Annotated in this window: 14 protein-coding genes; 10 read left to right on the top strand and 4 right to left on the bottom strand. The window is 70.8% G+C overall.

The features are described 5' to 3' along the window. Positions 1-479: 479 nt before the first annotated feature. The 5 genes from EDD27_RS34435 to EDD27_RS34415 all read left to right on the top strand — a co-directional run bounded on the left by EDD27_RS34435 (position 480) and on the right by EDD27_RS34415 (position 7,460). Complete coding sequence (locus tag EDD27_RS34435) at positions 480-2,555, top strand: putative bifunctional diguanylate cyclase/phosphodiesterase (protein WP_127941152.1); 2,076 nt, start codon at positions 480-482, stop codon at positions 2,553-2,555. 141 nt (positions 2,556-2,696) lie between these two features. Further along, positions 2,697-2,996 carry an Asp-tRNA(Asn)/Glu-tRNA(Gln) amidotransferase subunit GatC gene (gene gatC, locus EDD27_RS34430; RefSeq protein WP_127936096.1) on the top strand — a complete coding sequence of 100 codons (300 nt, stop codon included), beginning with the start codon at positions 2,697-2,699 and terminating at the stop codon, positions 2,994-2,996. Then, positions 2,993-4,483 carry an Asp-tRNA(Asn)/Glu-tRNA(Gln) amidotransferase subunit GatA gene (gatA, locus tag EDD27_RS34425; RefSeq protein ID WP_127936095.1) on the top strand — a complete coding sequence of 497 codons (1,491 nt, stop codon included), beginning with the start codon at positions 2,993-2,995 and terminating at the stop codon, positions 4,481-4,483. Before gatC ends, gatA begins: the two co-directional genes overlap by 4 nt. A 2-nt stretch (positions 4,484-4,485) precedes the next feature. Continuing rightward, positions 4,486-5,973 carry an Asp-tRNA(Asn)/Glu-tRNA(Gln) amidotransferase subunit GatB gene (gene gatB / locus EDD27_RS34420; protein ID WP_127941151.1) on the top strand — a complete coding sequence of 496 codons (1,488 nt, stop codon included), beginning with the start codon at positions 4,486-4,488 and terminating at the stop codon, positions 5,971-5,973. 143 nt (positions 5,974-6,116) lie between these two features. After that, complete coding sequence (locus EDD27_RS34415; RefSeq protein ID WP_241564415.1) at positions 6,117-7,460, top strand: MFS transporter; 1,344 nt, start codon at positions 6,117-6,119, stop codon at positions 7,458-7,460. On the opposite strand, the gene EDD27_RS34410 is transcribed toward EDD27_RS34415, so the two are convergent. The 3 genes from EDD27_RS34410 to EDD27_RS34400 are packed head-to-tail and all read right to left on the bottom strand — an operon-like array spanning position 7,444 to position 10,433. Further along, complete coding sequence (locus EDD27_RS34410; protein WP_127936094.1) at positions 7,444-8,952, bottom strand: tripartite tricarboxylate transporter permease; 1,509 nt, start codon at positions 8,950-8,952, stop codon at positions 7,444-7,446. The genes EDD27_RS34415 and EDD27_RS34410 overlap by 17 nt on opposite strands. Further along, a complete protein-coding gene (locus EDD27_RS34405; RefSeq protein ID WP_127936093.1) occupies positions 8,953-9,438 on the bottom strand; it encodes a tripartite tricarboxylate transporter TctB family protein in 486 nt (161 codons plus the stop codon). It lies immediately after the preceding gene. Then, positions 9,438-10,433, bottom strand: a complete 996-nt coding sequence (locus EDD27_RS34400) for a Bug family tripartite tricarboxylate transporter substrate binding protein (RefSeq protein WP_241564414.1) — start codon at positions 10,431-10,433, stop codon at positions 9,438-9,440. Before EDD27_RS34400 ends, EDD27_RS34405 begins: the two co-directional genes overlap by 1 nt. A gap of 130 nt (positions 10,434-10,563) precedes the next feature. On the opposite strand from EDD27_RS34400, the gene EDD27_RS34395 reads away from it, so the two are divergent. The 3 genes from EDD27_RS34395 (at position 10,564) to EDD27_RS34385 (ending at position 14,882) form a co-directional block, all read left to right on the top strand. Continuing rightward, positions 10,564-12,120 (top strand): ATP-binding protein, encoded by a 1,557-nt coding sequence (locus tag EDD27_RS34395; protein WP_241564413.1) that lies wholly within the window; start codon positions 10,564-10,566, stop codon positions 12,118-12,120. Beyond that, a complete protein-coding gene (locus tag EDD27_RS34390) occupies positions 12,117-12,779 on the top strand; it encodes a response regulator (protein WP_127936091.1) in 663 nt (220 codons plus the stop codon). Before EDD27_RS34395 ends, EDD27_RS34390 begins: the two co-directional genes overlap by 4 nt. Positions 12,780-13,109: 330 nt before the next feature. Then, the gene (locus tag EDD27_RS34385; protein ID WP_127936090.1) at positions 13,110-14,882 is read left to right on the top strand and encodes a VanW family protein; all 1,773 of its coding nucleotides are present in this window, start codon (positions 13,110-13,112) and stop codon (positions 14,880-14,882) included. Positions 14,883-15,125: 243 nt separating this feature from the next. On the opposite strand, the gene EDD27_RS34380 is transcribed toward EDD27_RS34385, so the two are convergent. Next, the gene (locus EDD27_RS34380) at positions 15,126-16,205 is read right to left on the bottom strand and encodes a PQQ-dependent sugar dehydrogenase (RefSeq protein WP_127936089.1); all 1,080 of its coding nucleotides are present in this window, start codon (positions 16,203-16,205) and stop codon (positions 15,126-15,128) included. 38 nt (positions 16,206-16,243) lie between these two features. Here EDD27_RS34380 and EDD27_RS34375 point away from each other — a divergent pair, with 38 nt between their 5' ends. Both EDD27_RS34375 and EDD27_RS58000 read left to right on the top strand, forming a co-directional pair. Then, positions 16,244-17,152 carry a 2-hydroxyacid dehydrogenase gene (locus tag EDD27_RS34375; protein ID WP_127936088.1) on the top strand — a complete coding sequence of 303 codons (909 nt, stop codon included), beginning with the start codon at positions 16,244-16,246 and terminating at the stop codon, positions 17,150-17,152. A gap of 235 nt (positions 17,153-17,387) precedes the next feature. Continuing rightward, entirely contained in the window at positions 17,388-20,000 is a 2,613-nt protein-coding gene (locus tag EDD27_RS58000) for a sensor domain-containing phosphodiesterase (RefSeq protein ID WP_277750773.1), read from the top strand. The last annotated feature ends 194 nt before the right edge of the window (positions 20,001-20,194 follow it).

The raw sequence follows: 20,194 nt of genomic DNA, 5'->3' as shown, positions 1-20,194 counted from the left end.
GGGGCCGGGCACGGGAGGCCGCCTGGCGCGGCTTGGGCGCCAGCCCCACGGCCGCCGGCGGGTCGCGGCCGGCTTGGCACCGACCCTTGGCGCCTCACCGACCTGACGCCCGGCATGTTCCACGCGTTCGCATCCGGCGAGGGCGCCGAGGCGATGGCGGCGACCGGGTTCCACGCGTTCGCGTTCGGTGAGGGCGCCGAGGCGATGCCGGCGACCGCGCTCGCGTGGAACGCGGGGGCATGGGCGTGCCCTGGACCGCCGCGGCGCCGTGGCCCGCCGGAGACGAGCGGGCTCCGGATGGGACCCGCAGTCAGGGTGTTGTGGCGCGGGCGCACATACGGATGGCTGAACGTTTGCTACGGAGGGTGGTTTTTGGGTATATGTCGGAAAGGAGAACTACGGACCGTACGCGCTTGGTTTCGCGAAGTGGGGTGAAGGTCGTACCCTCCCATAGTGACCTAATGGGGGTTCTGTTACCGATGACTGACCCAACCGACACTCGCGACACCGGACCACGGGTCGGCACGCCGCTGTGGGCATTTCTCGCCGGCGTCACCGTGGTCGGCTTCACCGCCCTCGTCGTGGCGATGATCAGGCTGGACTGGGTGGCGCTCGTGGAGCTGGCCCGCACGGCACTGTTCTGGGTGCTCGCGGTCCTGGTGATCCTTGGTGAGCTCAGGCCCGTGATGGTGTCGTCCGCCAGCCTGGTGGGCGGCACATATCCGTCCACCATGTTCACCTTCGCCGTGCTGCTGCACTTCGGGCTGCCGGTCGCGGTGTTGATGCAGGCCGTCGCCGTCGCCATCAACGGGGTGGTGACCCGCAAGTCCTGGCATCGGGTCATGTTCAACATCGCTCAGTCGACGTTGGCGCTCACCGCGGCGGCCGTGGTGCTGGGGGCGTTCGGGATCGCGCCGAGCCCGGTCGCGCCGTGGGAGCCGAGCGGCGCTCACCTGCCGGCGATCGCGCTGGCCGGGATCGCGTACTTCGCGACCAGGGCGACCCTGGTCTGCGGGGCGGTCTCGCTGCACGAGCGGCGCTCGATCGTCCGGGTCCTGAAGGCCACCGTGGGACCGCAGAGCCTCGTCTACGCCGCGCTGCTGGGCCTCGCCCCCCTCGTCGTCGTGGTCATGAACCATTCGCCCGGCCTCGTCCCGCTCTTCGTCGCGCCCCTCGCGGCCGTCTACTTCACCGCCACGCTCTCCATGCGCCGCGACCATCAGGCCCTGCATGACGAGCTGACGGGCCTGCCCAATCGCAAGATGCTCATCGTGAGCACCGAGGAGGCGCTCGCCGAGGCCCGCCAGGAGGAGCGGGTCGGGCTGTTCCTGCTCGACCTGGACCGGTTCAAGGAGGTCAACGACACGATGGGCCACCCGGTGGGCGACCGGCTGCTGCAGATGGTCGCGCACCGGCTCACCCATTCCGTACGCCCCAAGGACGTCGTGGCCAGGCTGGGCGGCGACGAGTTCGCCGTGCTGCTGCCCTCGATCAGGGACGCCCACGCGGCCAGGGAGGTGGCGGCCAGGCTGCGCGCGGCGCTGACCGAGCCGGTGCGGCTGGAGGGCATGACCTTCGACGTGGACGCCTCGGTCGGGATCGCGCTCTATCCCGATCACGCGCCGGACTTCGAGCTGTTGCTGCAGCGGGCCGATGTGGCGATGTATCTCGCCAAGGAGGGGCGCACCGGCGTCGAGCTCTACCAGCCGGACAAGGACCGCAACTCGCCCGAGCGGCTCACCTTACTGGGCGATCTCCGCCGCGCCATCGACAACCGCGAGCTGCGGCTGCACTACCAGCCCAAGGTGCGCCTCAGCAGCGGCGCCGTGCACGGGGTGGAGGCCCTGCTGCGCTGGCGGCACCCGGTTCACGGGCCGATCGCGCCCTCCGAATACGTCCCCTTGGCCGAGCAGTCCTACCTGATGCGGCAGCTGACCGCGTACGTCATCGAGGAGGCTCTCGAGCAGGCCGCCTGCTGGTGGCACTCCGGGCTCAGCGTGCAGATCTCCGTCAACATCTCCGCCCGCGACCTGCTCGACTCGGCCCTGCCCGAGCAGCTGGAGGTGGGCCTGGCCAGGTACGGGCTGCCGCCGTCGGCCATCCAGCTGGAGGTGACCGAGCGCATCCTGACCGGCGACCAGGCGTACACGCAGGAGACGATCAAGGAGCTGGCCACGCTCGGCGTGCCGCTGGCCCTGGACGACTTCGGCACCGGCTACTCCTCGCTGATCAGGCTGCAGCGGCTGGCGGTGTCCGAGGTCAAGATCGACGCGTCGTTCGTCCGCAGGATCGCCGACTCCGAGGACGACGACCGGATCGTCCGCTCGATCGTGGACCTGGTGCGCTCGCTCGGGCTGCGTTCGGTGGCCGAGGGCGTCGAGTCGGACGCGGTCGCCCTGCGGCTGGCTGAGATGGGCTGCGACGTGGGACAGGGGTGGTTGTTCGGCAAGCCCATGCCTGCCGCCGACGCCACGGCCTGGCTCCGGGAGCGCTCCGAGGCCGCGGCCGCCCAGGTCGAGTACGGCTACCAGCCCGAAGTCAGCAGCTCCGCCTGACCCGGCGGCACGCCGATCCAGCGCAACACCCTCCGGACATGCGGTGTGTTGCCAGACGGTTAATGGTTCGGGGGCGCTACGTCAAGCCCCCTAGGATGGCAGTGTCCAAAGACTCCATCCACGAAACGGGTTAAACGACTCATGTCCGCCATAACCCGCGACGAGGTCGCACACCTGGCCCGATTGTCCAGGCTGGCGCTCACCGACGACGAGCTCGATCACTACGCCACCCAACTCGATGCCATCATCGAGGCGGTCGCGAAGGTCTCCGAGGTCGCCGCCGAGGACGTGCCGCCGTCGTCGCACGCGCTTCCGCTGACCAATGTCTTCCGCGCCGACGAGGTGCGCCAGTCACTGACCCCCGAGCAGGCGCTCTCCGGCGCGCCCGCCGTCCAGGACGACCGCTTCCAGGTGCCGCGCATCCTCGGGGAGGAGGCATGAGTCTGATCCATAAGACCGCTGCCGAGCTGGGGGCGATGATCGCCGCCGGCGAGGTGTCGGCCGTCGAGGTGGCCGAGGCGCATCTGGATCGCATGGCCGAGGTGGAGCCCAAGGTCAGGGCGTTCCTGCACGTGGACCGCGAGGTCACGCTGGAGCAGGCGCGGGACGTCGACGCCAGGCTCAAGGCGGGCGAGAAGCTCGGAGCGCTGGCCGGCGTGCCGATCGCGCACAAGGACATTTTCACCACCCGTGACATGCCGACGACGGCCGCGTCCAAGATCCTCGAGGGCTGGCGGCCGCCTTACGACGCGACCGTCACCAAGCGGCTGCGCGAGGCCGGGCTGGTCATCCTGGGCAAGACGAACCTCGACGAGTTCGCCATGGGCTCCTCGACGGAAAACTCCGCCTACCACCCGACGCACAACCCGTGGGACCTGACCAGGGTGCCCGGCGGCTCGTCCGGCGGTTCGAGCGCCGCCGTCGCCGCGTACGAGGCGCCGCTGTCCACCGGCACCGACACGGGCGGCTCGATCCGGCAGCCCGCGGCCGTAACCGGCATTGTGGGCATGAAGCCGACGTACGGCGGCTCGTCCCGCTACGGGATCATCGCCTTCGCGAGCTCGCTCGACACGCCCGGCCCGTTCGCCCGTAACGTGCTCGACGCGGCGCTGCTGCACGAGGCGTTCTCCGGGCACGACCCGATGGACTCCACCTCCATCGACGCCCCGGTGCCCAGCGTGGTCGAGGCGGCGAAGAACCCGGACGTCGCCGGCATGCGGATCGGCGTCGTCAAGGAGTTCTCCGGCGAGGGCTACCAGGCCGGCGTGCTGGCCCGTTACCACGAGGTCGTCAAGCTGCTGGAGTCGCTCGGCGCCACGGTCGTCGAGGTCTCCTGCCCGTCGTTCACGACCGCCCTGCCGGCTTATTACCTGATCGCGCCGTCGGAGTGCTCGTCCAACCTCGCCCGCTTCGACGCCATGCGCTACGGCCTGCGCGTCGGCGACGACGGCACCCGCAGCGCCGAGGAGGTCATGGCGCTGACCCGGGCCGCCGGCTTCGGCCCCGAGGTCAAGCGGCGCATCATGCTCGGCACCTACGCGCTGTCGAGCGGCTACTACGACGCCTACTACGGCCAGGCACAGAAGGTGCGCACGGTCATCACGCGCGACTTCGAGGCCGCCTACCAGCAGGTCGACGTGCTGGTGTCGCCGACCACGCCGACGACGGCGTTCCCGATCGGCGAGCGCACCGACGACCCGATGGCGATGTACCTCGCCGACCTGTGCACCATCCCGTCCAACCTGGCTGGCAACGCCGCCATGTCGGTGCCGTGCGGCCTGGCCGACGAGGACGGCCTGCCCGTCGGCCTGCAGATCATGGCGCCGGTCCTGGCCGACGACCGCTGCTACCGCGTCGGCGCCGCCGTGGAGAAGGCCCTGGAGAGCCGCTGGGGCGGCCCGCTGCTGAAGGAGGCCCCGTCGCTATGACCATGGTCTATGACGAAGCGCTCGACCGGTTCGAGCCGGTGCTCGGCCTGGAGACCCACGTCGAGCTGGGCACCAAGTCGAAGATGTTCTGCGGCTGCAAGACCACCTTCGGCGCCCCGCCCAACACCCAGGTCTGCCCGACCTGCCTGGCGCTGCCCGGCGCACTGCCCGTGGCCAACGAAATGGCCATCGAGTCGACGATCCGCATCGGCCTCGCGCTGAACTGCTCGATCGCCGAGTGGTGCCGCTTTGCCCGGAAAAACTATTTCTATCCGGACATGCCGAAGAACTACCAGATCTCGCAGTACGACGAGCCGCTCTGCTTCGACGGCTACCTCGACGTCGAGGTGGGCGGCGAAACCGTGCGGATCGGGATCGAGCGGGTGCACTTGGAGGAGGACACCGGCAAGTCCACCCATGTGGGCGGCGCGACCGGCCGCATCCACGGCGCCGACTACTCGATCGTCGACTACAACCGGGCCGGCATCCCGCTGGTCGAGATCGTCACCAAGCCCATCCCGGGCACCGACCGGCTCGCGCCCGAGGTGGCCAAGGCCTACGTCACCGAGCTGCGCGAGATCATGCGCTCGCTCGGCGTGTCCGACGTGCGCATGGAAGAGGGCTCGCTGCGGTGCGACGTCAATGTCTCGCTCATGCCGCGCGGCTCGTCCGAGTGGGGCACCCGTACCGAAACCAAGAACGTCAACTCACTGCGTAGCGTCGAGCGGGCAGTGCGGAGCGAGATCGAGCGGCAGGCCGCCGTCCTCGCCGACGGCGGGAAGATCATCCAGGAGACCCGGCACTTCCACGAGGACACCGGCACCACCACGTCCGGCCGGTCCAAGGAAGAGGCGCAGGACTACCGCTACTTCCCCGAGCCCGATCTGGTGCCGATCGCGCCGGACACCGCATGGGTGGCCGAGCTGAAGGCGGCGCTGCCCGAGCTGCCGTCGGTCCGTCGCAAGCGGCTGCAGGCGGAGTGGGGGCTGTCCGACCTCGACATGCAGGCCATGCACAACGCCGACGCGTTCGACCTGGTGGAGGCCACGGTCGCGGCGGGCGCGCCGGCGGCGGACGCGCGCAAGTGGTGGATGGGCGAGCTGGCGCGGCGCGCCAACGAGAGCGGGATCCCGCTGGCGGACCTGCCCATCACGCCGGCTCAGATCGCTCGCGTGACCGAGCTGGTGGCCTCGGGGGCGCTCAACGACAAGCTGGCGCGCGAGGTGCTCGAAGGCGTGCTGGCCGGCGAGGGCACGCCCGATGAGGTGGTCGAGAAGCGCGGGCTGCAGATCGTCAGCGACGAGGGCGAGCTGCTGGCGATCATCGACCAGGTGCTGGCGGACAACGCCGACGCGGCCGAGAAGGTGCGGTCCGGGAAGATCGCGGCGGCCGGTGCGTTGGTGGGCGGCGTCATGCGGGCCAGCAAGGGCAAGGCGGACGCGGCCCGCGCCCGCCAGCTGATCCTGGAGAAGCTGGGCGTCGAAGGGTAGGCGCCCCGTCTCACGAGGGCCTCGCCGTTTCGATGGCGGGGCCCCTTTTCCGTGGCGCCGCGCCGGTCCTAGGTCCAATGGCCGGGCCGGACTAGGGCCCCCGCTGGAGGTGCGGAGCCGCACGTCCTCGTAGGTTCGTCGGCATGACGAGGAAAGCGTTGACAGCGGGCCTGGTGGCGATGGTGTCGCTGGTGGCCTTCGAGTACATGGCCGTCGCGATCGCCATGCCGGTCGTGGCCAAGGAGCTCGGCGGTCTGGAGCTGTACGGGCTGGCGTTCAGCGGCGCGATGGCCGCGAGCGTGGTCGGCACGGTCCTCGGCGGCCGGTGGGCGGATGTGCGCGGCCCCCAGGCGCCCCTGTGGACCGGTGCGGTGTTCTTCGCCGCGGGGCTGATGGTCGCGGGGCTGGCGCCGAGCATGGAGGTGCTGATCGCGGGACGGTTCCTGCAGGGGTTCGGCGGGGCGCTGGTCAGCGTGGCGTTGTACGTGGTGGTGGCCAGGGCCTATCCCGAGAGCCGGCATCCCAGGATCTTCTCCTTGTTCGCGACCGCATGGGTGGTGCCCTCGATGGTGGGCCCGGCGATCGTGGGTGTGGTGACCGACACGCTCGGATGGCGCTGGGTGTTCCTGCTGGTGCCGATCCTGACCGTGGCCGCCGGCCTGGTGCTGCTGCGCGGCCTGGCCGGGCAGCCGGTCAGCGGCGGGCAGAGCGAACCTGCTCCCGGTCTGCTGGGCAAGATCGCCTGGGCGGCTGTGAGCGCCGTCGGGGCCGCGCTCATGCAGTACGGCAGCAGCGGCGGACGCTTCCCCTTGCTGATCGCCGGCCTGGTGGTGCTGGCCGTGGCGCTTCCGAGGCTCCTTCCCCGCGGCACGCTCCGCGCCGCCCGCGGGCTGCCTGCCGTGGTGAGTCTGCGCGGCCTGTCGGCCGGGGCGTTCTTCGCGGCCGAGGTGATGGTGTCGCTCATGCTGGTCGCCCACCGCGGCCTGCCCACGTGGGCGTCCGGGCTGGCGCTCATGGGGGGCTCGCTGACCTGGTCGTTCGCCTCGTGGGTGCAGGGGCGCGAGTTCTTCAGCCAGAAGACGAACCTGCGGTTCGGCTCGGCCATGATGGCGCTCGGCATTCTGATCATGGGCACGGTGGCGTTCACCGCGGTGCCGGTGGCGCTGGCCTACCCGTCGTGGATCATCACCGGGTTCGGGATCGGGCTGGTCTACCCGACGCTGTCGGTGCTCACGCTGGAGCTGTCGGCCCCCGGCGAGCAGGGCAAGAACAGCTCGGCGCTGCAGGTGGGCGAGTCGGTGTTCTCGGTGGTGGCGGTGGCCGTCACCGCGGCGCTGTTCACGGCCTCCGGGTCCGGCTACTGGGCGGTGTTCGCGGCCACGCTGGCCATGGCGCTGGCCGGGCTGGCCATCGCGCCCCGATCGATCAAGGACGGTTCCGCCGTGGAGGCGGAACCGTCCCAGGGGTCGCTCATCCGACCCGCGTGACCTCGGCCTTCCGGGCGAAGAGCTTCCTGAACAGGGGCGTGAGCAGGGCCAGGGCCGCCAGCGCCAGCAGCACGGCGGCCACCGGGCTGCGCACCAGGACGGTCACGTCGCCCGCGCCGATGGCCAGGGCCCGGCGCAGCTGGATCTCCGCCATCGGGCCCAGGATCATGCCGATCACCGCGGGGGCGACCGGCAGGCCGAAGCGGCGCATGGCGAACCCCAGCAAACCCAGCAGGAACAGCGCGAACAGATCCACGATGGTGCCGTTCAGCGCGTACACGCCGAGGGCGGCGAAGAGCACGATCCCGGCGTACAGGTACGGGCGCGGGATCCGCAGCACTCTCGCCCACGCCGGCGCGAGGGGCAGGTTCAGCACCAGCAACATCGTGTTGCCGATGAACAGTGACGCGATCATGCCCCACACCAGCGCCGGGTTGTGGTCGAACAGCTGGGGCCCGGGCTGCAGGCCGTACTGCTGGAAGGCGGCCAGCATGATGGCGGCCGTCGCCGACGTGGGCAGACCCAGCGTGAGCAACGGGACCAGGGTGCCGGCCGCGGAGGCGTTGTTGGCCGCCTCCGGGCCCGCGACGCCTTCGATGGCGCCCTTGCCGTACTCCTCCTTGGCCGCGCCCTTGGCCAGGCGTTTCTCGGCCGCGTACGACAGGAACGTGGGGATCTCCGCCCCGCCGCCGGGCAGCGCGCCGAACGGGAAGCCCAGAGCCGTCCCGCGCAGCCAGGGCCGCCAGGAGCGCCGCCAGTCCGCGCGGCCCATCCATGCCCGGCCGACGGGGACCACCTCGGGCGTGGCGTGACGCAGCCGCGAGGCCACGTACAGGGCCTCGCCGAGTGCGAAGAGCCCGACCGCGACGATCACCACATCGATGCCGTCGAGCAGCTGCGGGATGCCCAGCGTGAGCCGCGCCTGCCCGGTCTGCTGGTCGATCCCGACCAGCCCGATCGTCAGGCCGAGCCCCAGGGAGGCCAGGCCGCGCACGATCGAGCGGGACAACACTGACGACACGGCCGTGAACGCCAGGATCGCCAGCGCGAAGTAGTCCTCAGGGCCGAACGAGATCGCGAACGCCACCACGGCCGGGGCCGCGACCACCAGCAACGCGGTCGCGATGGTCCCGGCCACGAACGAGCCGATGGCCGCCGTGGCCAGCGCCTGGGCGGCCCGCCCGCGCCGGGCCATCTTGTTGCCCTCCAACGCCGTGATCATCGACGAGGACTCGCCGGGCGTGTTGAGCAGGATGGACGTGGTGGAGCCGCCGTACATGCCGCCGTAGTAGATGCCGGCGAACATGATGAACGCGCTGGCGGGCGGCACCGTGAACGTGATCGGCAGCAGCAGGGCCACGGTCATCGCGGGCCCGATGCCGGGCAGCACACCGACGAGGGTGCCGAGCGTGACGCCGATGAACGCGTACAGCAGATTGGTCGGGGTGAGCGCCGCGGCGAAGCCGTCGAGCAGGAGCTGCAGTGAGTCCACCTAGATCACTCCCTGCAGCGGGCCGCCCGGCAGCGTGACGCCGAGGCCCTTGACGAACAGCAGGTACGTGGCGATCCCCATGACGGCCGCGACCACGGCCGCGCGCACCTTGTGCTCGGCGCCGAGCGCCACCGACAAGCCGAAGAACAGCAGGCTCGCGCCGATGATCCAGCCCAGCACGTTCAGCAGCGCCGCGAACGCCAGGAAGATCCCGCTGACCAATCCCACGCTGCGCCAGTCCGCGGGCGCGTCCGCGTCCACGTCCTCGCTCTCCTCGGGGTCGCCGTGCCCGCCCCGCAGCACGTCGATCACGTAGAACAGGCCGACGAGCACCATGGCCCCGCCGACCAGCATCGGGAAGAAGCGCGGCCCGATGCCGAGCTGGGAGGCCGCCGCCGCGACGTCCAGCGTCCCGACGAGCACGAACACCCCCAGCCCGAGCACCACGACCGCGAGCCCGAGCTCGGGCCGCCACCAGCGAGCCATCAGGACACGAGCCCCATCTCGGCGATGATGCCCTTGACCCGTGTCTGCTCGGCGTTCAGGTAGTCGGCGAACTGCTGCCCGGTCTGGAAGGAGTCGATCCAGCCGTTCTTGGCCACCGCGTCCTTCCACGGCTGCGAGTCGTGCATCTTGGTGACCAGGTCGGTCAGCGCCTTCTTGTCGGCGTCGGAGAGTCCGCCCGGGGCGACGAAGCCGCGCCAGTTGGCCAGCTCCACGTCGAGCCCGCCCTCCTTCAGCGTGGGCACGTCCAGACCGGAGATCCGCTCACCCGAGGTCACGCCGATCCCGCGCAGCTTGCCGGACTTCACGTGCTCGGCGAACTCGCCGACGCCCGAGATGCCCGCGCTGACCTTGTTGCCGAGCAGCGCGTTCAGCGCCTCGCCGCCGCCCGAGTGGGCGATGTAGTTGACCTGCTTGGGGTCCACCCCCGCGGCCTTGGCCATCAGCCCGGCCACGATGTGGTCCGTGCCGCCCGCCGAGCCGCCGGCGATCGACACCTTCGCCGGGTCGGCCTTCCAGGCCGCCGTCAGGTCGGCCAGCGTCTTGTACGGGGAGTCGGCCGGGACCACGACGATCTCGTACTCCTCGGTCAGCTTGGCGATGGGCGTGGTGTCGGCCAGCGTGACCTTCGACTTGTTCTGCTCGATGGCGCCCACCATGACCAGGCCCATGGTCATCAGCAGGTTGCCGTTGCCCTTCTCGCCGGCGAGCTGCGCCAGGCCGATCGTGCCGCCCGCGCCGGGCACGTTGAACACCTCGACCCTGCGGTCGGGGGCGGCGGTCTTGAGCGCCTGCTCGGCCGTGCGGGAGGTCTGGTCCCAGCCGCCTCCCGGCGCGGCCGGCGCCATGATGCGCAGGGTGCCGGAGGAGGCAGTGGTGCCGTTCTGGCCGCCGCAGCCGGTGAGGGCGGCCAGGGAGAGCGCCGCGAGTGCGGCCAATATGCGCAGGCGCATGATCACTCCAAGGGGGGATTTCACGGTTATAAAACTGCGATGGTGAATCCCCTTTCCGCCCACGTCGAGGCTTTGCGTGCTTGCCGTCATAGTGGTCGTATTGGTCGCGACCTGGGCGTGACCTGGGTTTGTTTCCATGTGCCCTGTGACATGGGTGCGTAACGCTTCCCTCGGGACCCAGCTGTTCGTGCTCCAGATGGTGATCGTATTGCTCGCCGTCGGGGGCACGGCCGGCGTGTGGGCCGGGCACACGCGTGACCAGCTCGACAGTCTGCACCAGCAGCGCGCGCTCGCCATCGCCCAGTCCGTGGCCGCGTTGCCCCAGGTCCGCGATGCCTTCAAGCTGCAGAACCCGGAGACGGTGCTGCAACCGCTCGCCATGAGCGTCCAGCAGCAGACCGGCGCCGACTACGTCGTGATCGCCAACGCCGAGCAGACCCGCTACGCCCACCCCAACACCTCGCTCATCGGCAAGAAGTTGTCCACCGACGGCACCACCGTGCTGCAGACCGGCACGGACTGGGTCGGCACGGAGACCGGCACGATCGGCACCACGGTCAGGGGCAAGACCCCGATCCGCGACGAGTACGGCACCGTGATCGGCCTCGTCTCGGTAGGCGTACTGGAGACCACGGTCATGGGCCAGCTCGGCGCCGCGCTGCCGCCACTGGTGTGGACGGCGCTGGCGGTCATGCTGGCCGGCCTCGCGCTGGCCGCGCTCATCACCGTGCGGGTGCGCAGGCAGACGTTCGGCCTGGAGCCCAAGGAGATCGCCGCCCTGCTGGAGCAGCGCGAGGGCGTGCTGCATGGCGTCAAGGAAGGCGTGCTCGCGCTCGACCTCGAAGGGCGCGTGACGCTGGTCAACGACGCCGCCCGGGAGCTGCTGGGCGACGTCGGCGCGGACCTGGGCCGGATGCCGGTCTCCGACCGCATGCGGGACGTGCTCGGCGGCGCCGACCCGGGCGAGGACCGCGTCGTGCTGCACGGCGAGCGCGTGCTGGTGCTCAACCGCACCCCGGTCTCCGTACGCGAGCAGCACCGCGGGTGGGTGGTCACGCTCAGGGACCGCACCGAGCTGGTCCGCCTGGCCCGCGAGCTCGACGACACCAGCAGCGCGACCGAGGCCCTGCGGGCCCAGGCGCACGAGTTCGCCAACCGCATGCACACCGTCGTCGGCCTGCTGGAGCTCGGCGAGTACGAGGCCGCCATCGGCTTCATCACCCGCACCACCGGCGGCACCTACGCCACCGACCTGCGCGAGCGCGTCCAGGATCCCACCCTGGCCGCCCTGCTGCTGGCCAAGTCCGCCGAGGCGGCCGAGCGCGGCGCCACGCTCGTGCTGGCGGAGGACTCCCTCGTGCCCGAGGGCTTGCTCGGCGACCCGCAGGACGCGGTCCTGGTGGTCGGCAACCTGGTCGCCAACGCCATCGACGCGCTCGACGGCGCGGCGGGCACGATCGAGGTGTCGGTGCAGGCGGACTCCGACGGGCTGCGGGTGCGGGTCGGCGACTCGGGGCCCGGCATCGCCCCCGACCTGGTGGACGAGGTCTTCAGGGAAGGCTTCACCACCAAGGCCGCCCAGTCGGGACCGCGCGGCCTCGGCCTGGCGCTGACCCGGCAGGCGTGCCTGCGCAGAGGCGGCTGGGTACGGGTGGCAAACTCGGGAGGAGCGGTCTTCACCGCGTTGCTGCCGGCAAAGGCGGGCCCATGAGCGACATCCGCGTCCTGGTGGTGGACGACGACTTCATGGTCGCGCGTATCCACAGCGGCTACGTGTCCCGGGTGCCGGGCTTCCAGGTCGTCGCCATGGCGCACAGCGGCGCCGACGCGATTGCCGCGGTGGCCGAGCTGCGCCCCGATCTCGTGCTGCTCGACATCTACCTGCCCGACATGTCGGGCCTGGAGGTGCTCAAGGCGCTCCACGACGTGGACGTCCTCGTGATCAGTGCCGCCCGCGACGTGCCCACGGTCCGGGAGGCCATGCGTGGCGGCGCGGTCAACTACCTGATCAAGCCCTTCACCGCCGCCGCCCTGACCGAACGCCTCCAGCAGTACGCCGACACCCGCAAACGCCTGACCGCCATCGGCGCCGAGGCCCGCCAGGACGACGTGGACCGCCTTTTCGGCAGGCACGCCTCGACCGCCCCCATGCCGAAAGGGTTGTCCGCGGCCACCTGCGCGCTGGTCGCGGATACCCTGCGCGAGGCGGGCCGCGACCTGTCGGCGGCCGAGGCGGCCGAGCTCACGGGCCTGTCGCGGGTCAGCGCCCGCCGCTACCTCGAATATCTGTGCGCGGCGGGTCAAGCCGAGTTGCGGCCGCGTTACGGCACGGCCGGACGTCCGGAACATCGCTACCGGTGGCTAGGTTGACACATTTCCGTAGCCATTTCCCGTGACATATGCGGATCCGCGTGCCTTACTGTTGCCTGAGACTTGGCTGTGGACGCGGGAGGAGATTGAGGCGTGCGAAACGGCGCCGGACCGATCGAATCACCGACCGACCCGTTCGCCTCGGTGCCACTGCCCACGTCGGCAGTCTCCAAGAAGCCGCGGATCGAAGGGTTACCCCCAGGGGTCTCCCGGGACATCTTCGGCCCGCCGGCCCGGCAGGAGCCCCGTCCGGCACAGGGCCCGAGCGCGCAGGGAGGTCCAGCGGGAGGCGCGCTGCCCCCCGTGGCGCCGCCGGCACAGCCATGGCCGATGAAGGACAGGGAGCCGTCGTCTCCGCCCGCCCCCGTCTTCGGAGTGGCCGGCGCACCGGAACGGGCCTCCGCCTTCGACCACACCGACCCGCCGAGGCGGCGCCGGCTCCTGCCGGGGCTGGTGCTGTTCATCGTGGTGCTCGTGGCGCTGGCCTACGTGGTGCCCGCCGTGCTCATGTCAGGGTCCGTGTTACGCGGCACCCACGTGGCCGGGGTCGACATCGGCGGGCTGACCGTGACCCAGGCGGCCGACAAGTTGCGTAACGAGCTGGGCGCCAAGCTCAGCAAGCCGGTCGTGGTCGAAATAGGCGGCAGGAAGGACACCGTCCAGCCTGACGAGGCCGGGCTCGAACTCGACGTCGTGGGCACGATCGGGCAGGCGCCCAGCGGCTTTCCCAGCCCGCAGGAGGTGTGGCAGGGCCTGACCGGCACCACCGAGCTCCAGCCGAAGGTCAGCATCGACTCCTCCCAGCTCACCAGGACCGTCGAAGGACTGGCGGAAGGCGTGGACAAGCCCGCGGTCGAAGGCCGCGTGGTGTTCGCGGGACTGCAGCCGAAGGGACGCGAACCCGCCGACGGGGTGCTGCTCGACCGGGACGACGCGGTACGCCAGATCGGCGACGCCTTCCTACGCGGCGGCGGCACGGTGGTGCTCACGCTGCGGCCCGCCAAGCCCGCCACGACCAGCGAAGCCCTGCAGACCGCTCTGGCCAAGGCACGCAAGGCCGTCGCCGCGCCCATCACGCTGACCCTCGGCGACAAGCAGGCGCAGATCCCTCCGGCGCTGATCGCGGCGAACCTGACGTTCAACCCGGACGGCGACGGCTCGCTGGTGCCGGAGTTCGACGCCAAGGCGGTGCTGGCGAACGTGGAGAGCACGCTGGTCGACGCCGCGCAGCAGCCGCGTGACGCGACATACCAGATCGTGAACGGCAAGCCGGTTCTGGTGCCTGCCCGCACCGGGCGCGGCGTGAACGACAAGCTGCTGGCCAGGGACGCCGAGAAGGTGTTCGACACCGGTGGCGAGCGGACGATTCCCGTGCGGCTGGGGGTCGTCGAGCCGGCCGTCAGCACGCAGCAGGTCCGCGGGCTCGGCATCAAGGAGATCGTGGGCTCGTTCACCACGACGTTCGACTGCTGCCAGCCGCGCGCGAAGAACATCCAGCGCATGGCGCAGCAGCTCGACGGCCATCTGGTGAGGCCGGGGCAGACGTTCTCGATCAACGAGGTCGTGGGGGAGCGGACCGTCGAGGACGGCTACGTCGAGGCCGGACAGATCGTCGGCGGGCGCATGGTGAACATCGTCGGCGGTGGAGTCTCGCAGTTCGCCACGACCATGTACAACGCGGCCTTCTTCGGCGGGTTCGACGACGTGGAGCACCAGCCGATGGACTACTACGCGTCGCGTTATCCCGCCGGGCGTGACGTGGCGCTGCTCTATCCGGACACCGATCTGAAGTGGCGCAACGACTCCGAGCACGGGGTGCTGATCAAGACCGCCTTCACCGACACGGCCGTCACGGTCACGCTGTGGAGCACCAAGCGGTACGACAAGGTCGAGCCCGTCACGTCGGAGCGGCGTGACTTCAAGCCGTTCCGGCGCGAGGTCAGCTCCGAGCCTGGCTGTCTGCCGACGGCGGGCGAGCAGGGGTTCACCATCGACGTCACCCGGGTGTTCTACAAGGACGGCAAGGTGGTCAAGAAGGACAAGAAGCTGACCACGGAGTACCGGCCTCAGGCCCAGATCGTTTGCGCCGGCACGGGCCAGTAACGCCCCTGGCTGTCGCCGGCCCGTGGCCGCCCACCCCGCTGCCCGGCCGCCCGTGGCCGCCCACCCCGCTGCCTGGCCGCCCGTGGCCGCCCACCCCGCTGCCTGGCCGCCCGTGCCTGGCCGCCCGTGCCTGGCCGCCCGTGCCTGGCCGCCCGTGCCTGGCACGGACGGCCAGCGGGGCCCGGCAAGGCGGGGGCAGCGGCTCGCGTGCCGCCCCGGGACGGTGGGAGGGCGGCGGAGGCGTCAGGAGGAGGCCGTGACGGAAAGGATGCGGTCGTCGCCCTCCTGGGGCGAGCCCCGGCCGTCCTTGTTGCTGGTGCCCACCCACAGGGCACCGTCGGGGGCGGTGGTGACGGCGCGGATCCGGCCGTACCGATCGGTGAAGTGGGCGACCGGCTTGCCGGCCGCGCCGTCCTCGCCGAGCGGGATCTGCCACAGCCGGGCCCCGCGCAGCGCGCCCACCCAGAGGGAGCCGTTCGCGTACGCCATGCCGGACGGTGACGCCTCGTCCGTGGTCCAGGTGAGGATGGGGTTCACGAACCGCTGGTCGTCGCCCCGCCCCTCGACCTCGGGCCAGCCGTAGTTGGCGCCCGGTTTGATCAGGTTGACCTCGTCGTAGGCGTTGGCGCCGAACTCGGAGGCGTACAGGCGGCCCTGCTCGTCCCACGCCAGCCCCTGCACGTTGCGGTGACCGTAGCTGTAGACGAGCGTGCCGAACGGGTTGTCCGGGGCCGGCTTGCCGTCCACGGTCATGCGCAGGATCTTGCCGCCGAGCGAGTCGCGCTCCTGCGCGAGGCTGCGGTCGCCGACCTCGCCGGTGGTGGCGTACAGGTAGCCGTCTGGCCCGAACGCGAGCCGGCCGCCGTTGTGGATGCCGCCCTTGGGGATGCCCTCGACAAGCACCTCCGGCGAGCCGAGGCGGTCGCCGTTGAACGGGTAGCGGACGATCCGGTTGTCCTGTTCCGCGGTGAAGTAAACGAACACATGCTGGTCCTTGACGGCCACGCCCATGAGGCCGCCCTCGCCGTCCGGACGTACCCCGTCGATCGTCCCGAGCTCGCTCACCTGCCCGGACCGGCTCACCCGCAGCAGCCTGGCCGAGTCCCGCTCGGTCACCAGAGCGTCGGAGCTCGCGCCGCCGGGCAGGAACGCTATCGCCCACGGCACGGCAAGCCCGGTCACCACATCCTTCGGCTGGCCAGGGGCGGCGGCGTCCCCCACGGCGGTGGTCGGGACCACCTCTCCTCCTCCGCCTGCGCGGCCGGAGCTCGCGGAACAGGCGGTGAGCGCGGCCAAAAGTACGATCGTCCAGAGCTTCCTCATGTCCCCCATACTTACCGGCGAGACATAAAGTTCTCCGCATGGAGACCTGGGTTCCGTCCGCTTCTGTGGCCGAAGTTCTGTCCGACCTGCCCGGGGTGGAATGCACTGTCTATGACGGCACGTCCCCCATGCCGGAAAGGATTGAGGAGGTGGAGGTCTGGATCCCGCCGCTCGTCACGGTGTCGGACGTGCCCGGCACGCTGGCAAGGATGAGCTCGTTGCGGCTGGTGCAGACCGTCACCGCGGGGGTGGAGCCGTACCGGCCGCACATGCCCGAGGGCGCGGTGTTGTGCAACGCCCGCGGGGTGCATGACGCGGGCACCGCCGAGTGGGCGGTCGGCGCGATGATCGCGGTGCTCAGGGAGTTCCCCGAGTTCGTGGACGCGCAGCGCAGGGGCGAGTGGACCTACCACCACACCGGCGTGCTGGCCGACTCCACCGTGCTGATCGTCGGGTACGGCTCCATCGGCGCCGCGCTCGAACGCCGCCTGGAGGGCTTCGAGGTCGAGACCGTACGGGTGGCCAGGACCGCCCGCGAGGGCGTCCACGGCATGGAGGAGCTGCCCGGCCTGCTGCCCCAGGCGGACGTCGTGGTGCTGCTGGTCCCCGCCACGTCCGACACCGCCGGCATGGTGGACGCCGCGTTCCTGGCCCGGATGAAGGACGGCGCCGTCCTCGTGAACGCCGCCAGGGGCGGCATCGTCGACACCGACGCGCTGATCTTGGAGCTGAAGAACGGTAGACTACGCGCCGCGCTGGACGTGACCGCGCCCGAGCCGCTGCCGGAGGGCCACCCCCTGTGGAGCGCGCCGGGCGTGCTGATCACGCCGCACGTCGCGGGCAGCACCCCCGCGTCGGGGCGGCGGATGCTCCGTCTGATCAAGGCCCAGCTCTCGCGCTATCTCGCGGGCGAGCAACTGATCAACGTTATCACCGACTCGTACTGAGAGGATCCCGGAACGTGGCTGGTCCGTGACCTTCGGTGCGTACGGTTACGTTTGCGGGGAGCTCCTGACTGCCTGTCAAGGCGCTCTTGGCGGCAATTGGTCTGTGTGGTTATCAGATCGGTGACGACATCGGCGTTGTCACCACCCGCGTGCTCGTGACCGCTCACACTGGCGAAGTGATCGCCGGACTTCGGCGGTCGCAGGTGCAGTGTTCGAGACGGGATGGGCAACGACTGTGATCCGCTGGCGTGATCCACGTGCGCCGCTGACCGCCGCGGTTGCGGCAGGCGTGGTGGTGCTCGCTGCCGCGTTCGTCAAGGACGAACAGGTCCTGATCGCCGGAGCGATAGCCGGAGTGATCGCGGTGCTGGTCGCCGCCGCCTCTTTGCTGGCCGTCTCGCTGAGGTCGGCCGGACACCGCCCGACGGCGGTGGGGGCGCGCTGGATGGGCGGCGGCGCCGTCATCTGGGGCGCTGGGATGGCGCTGCGTCCGTTCACCGAGACTTTCGTCGCCGGCTTCGCCGACATGTTCGTGTTGCTCGGCACCGTGGTCACCGCGGGCGGCGCGTTGATCGCCGCCGACCGCAAACTTCCGGCCAAGGTTGTTCTGCGGCATATCAGCGACGCCTACCTGTGCGCCGCCTCGCTCTTCCTCATCGGATGGGTGGTGCAGTTGCGCCACGTGTACGCCGCGGCCGACCCGCCGGCGTTCACGCTGGTCATGCTGCCGCCGATGGTGGCGCTGCTGGTGACGTGCGCCGTGATCCCGTCCGTGCTGACCAGCAGGTCGTCCTCGTGGCTGCTCGGCCTGGCCGGCACCGGTGTGCTCGCCGCCATGACCGTGGCGGCCCTGGCCACGGGGGTCGCGCGCCTGGACGGCGGTGTGCCGCCGACCTGGACCGTCATGCTGGCGCCCGTCGCGCTCCTGCTGCTCGCCGCCGTTCCGTGGGCGCTGCGGGGCAGGGAGGCGGGCGTGCTCGCCGCCAGGAACGTCGTCGCGATGGTCCCGCTGGCGCTGGTCGCCGTGGCGGCCTGCACGCTGCTGGCCCACCTGGCCGGCGGGCGTGCCGAGCGGCCTGTCAGCGGCGTCGTGGTGGTCGCGGTCTCCGTGGTGCTGCTCGTGCTGGTGCGTCTGTTCGTGGTGTCGGCGGCCAACGTGCGCCTGCGCGGGCTGGTCAGGCTCGGGGAGCGCCAGCTCAGGGAGCTGGCGGAGAGCTCGGGCGACGTGGTGTTCCTGTGCGACTACGCGGGCGTCGTACGCGAGATCGGCCCCGGGGTCGAGGTCACCTACGGCTACCGCCCCGACGATCTGGTCGGCGGGTCGATTTTCGACTACATCCACCCCGAGGACGTGCCCGGCATCCAGGCCGCGCTGCGCGCCATGCACCTCGACGAGGACAACGCCGCCCCTGGCGCCTGCCTGATCGCCTGCCGGGTGCGGGCGGCCGACGGCACCTGGCGCCCGACGGAGTCGGTCGCCACCCGTCACGTCGGCGGCGACGAGCTCATGCTGGTCACGACCAGAGACATCAGCGACGAGGAGGCCCTGCGCAACCAGGTCGCCCACCTCACGTTCCACGACGGCGTCACCGGCCTGCCCAACCGCGCCTACTTCGAGGAGCGCACCCGCGAGGTGTTGACCGGGCGCACGTCCGGCCACGTCGCGGTGATCTTCCTCGACCTGGACGGGTTCACCTCCGTCAACGACTCCGTGGGGCACGCCAGTGGCGACTACCTGCTCGGGCAGGCGGCCCGGCGGCTGCGTGGCGCCGTCCGCGCCGACGACACGCTCGCCCGGTGGGGCGGCGACGAGTTCGCGGTGCTGGTGGAGACCGGCGGCGAGGCTCAGGTCGCGGTGGACCTGGCCGAGCGGCTCGTCCGTGCCGTCTCGCAGGAGCCGTTCCGGGTTGCCGACCGGGACGTGGCGCTGACCGCGAGCGTGGGCGTGGCCTTCACCGAGGACGACACGCCGGCCGGTGACCTGCTGCGTAACGCGGATGTCGCCATGGCGCGCTCCAAAGAGCTGGGCGGGCGCCGGGTGGAGGTGTTCGCCGCCCACATGCACGCCGATGTCGTACGCCGCCTGGAGCTGGCGGCCGACCTGCAACGGGCGCTGATCGAGCAGCAGTTCGCGATCGAATACCAGCCTGTGGTGGACCTGGCCACCTCGCGGGTGACCGCGGTGGAGGCGCTCGTGCGGTGGTGGCGGGGGTCGGTGTTCGTGCCGCCCGAGCAGTTCCTGGGCCCGGCCGAGGACACCGGCCTGATCGTGCCGCTGAGCGAGTGGATCCTGCGTGAGGCGTGCAGGGAGGTCGCCGCCTGGCGGGCCTCCTCCTGGGACATCGGGTTGTCGCTCAACCTGTCGGCCCGGCAGATCACCGCGCCACGTTTCGTCGAGACGGTCGAGGAGGCGCTGGCCGAGAGCGGGTTGCCCGCGTCGGCGCTCACCCTCGAGGTGATCGAGGAGATGCTGGTCGAGGACGCCGAGGAGACGGTCAAGCGGCTGTCGGAGCTGCGGGCGCTCGGCGTGCGCCTGGCCATCGACGACTTCGGCACCGGCTACGCGTCGCTGGCGTTCCTCAGGCAGCTGCCCGTCGACATGATCAAGATCGATCCGTCGTTCGTGGCCGGACTCGGCAGGGACGACACACTGACGCTGCTCACCCGTACGATCGTGCGGCTCGGCCACGACCTCGGGCTGACCGTGGTGGCCGAGGGCATCGAGCGTCCTGAACAGCTGGAGCTGCTGCGGAAAATGGGCTGCACCAGTGGTCAGGGCTTCCTGGTCGCCCGCCCCATGGCGGCGCGCGGGGTCGACTCCTTGATGCGGACGAGTCTCACGGTTTGAGACTTGTGTCCACGAAGTTGACATCAGGGCGCTCGGAGCGGCTATCGTGGACGACATGCTTCGCAGTGAGATTCTCGTAGTACTTCGCCGGCGCGCAGGCCGATAGCGAAGCACTGCGACCTGCGCGCCGCCCCAGACCCACCGCCGCCCGGTGGGAAGGGGCCTTTTTTATGTCCTAAGCGAGTAGCCACGCA

The organism is Nonomuraea polychroma (assembly GCF_004011505.1).
GTDB lineage: Bacteria > Actinomycetota > Actinomycetes > Streptosporangiales > Streptosporangiaceae > Nonomuraea > Nonomuraea polychroma.
This window is presented reverse-complemented; position numbering and strand designations above follow the sequence as displayed.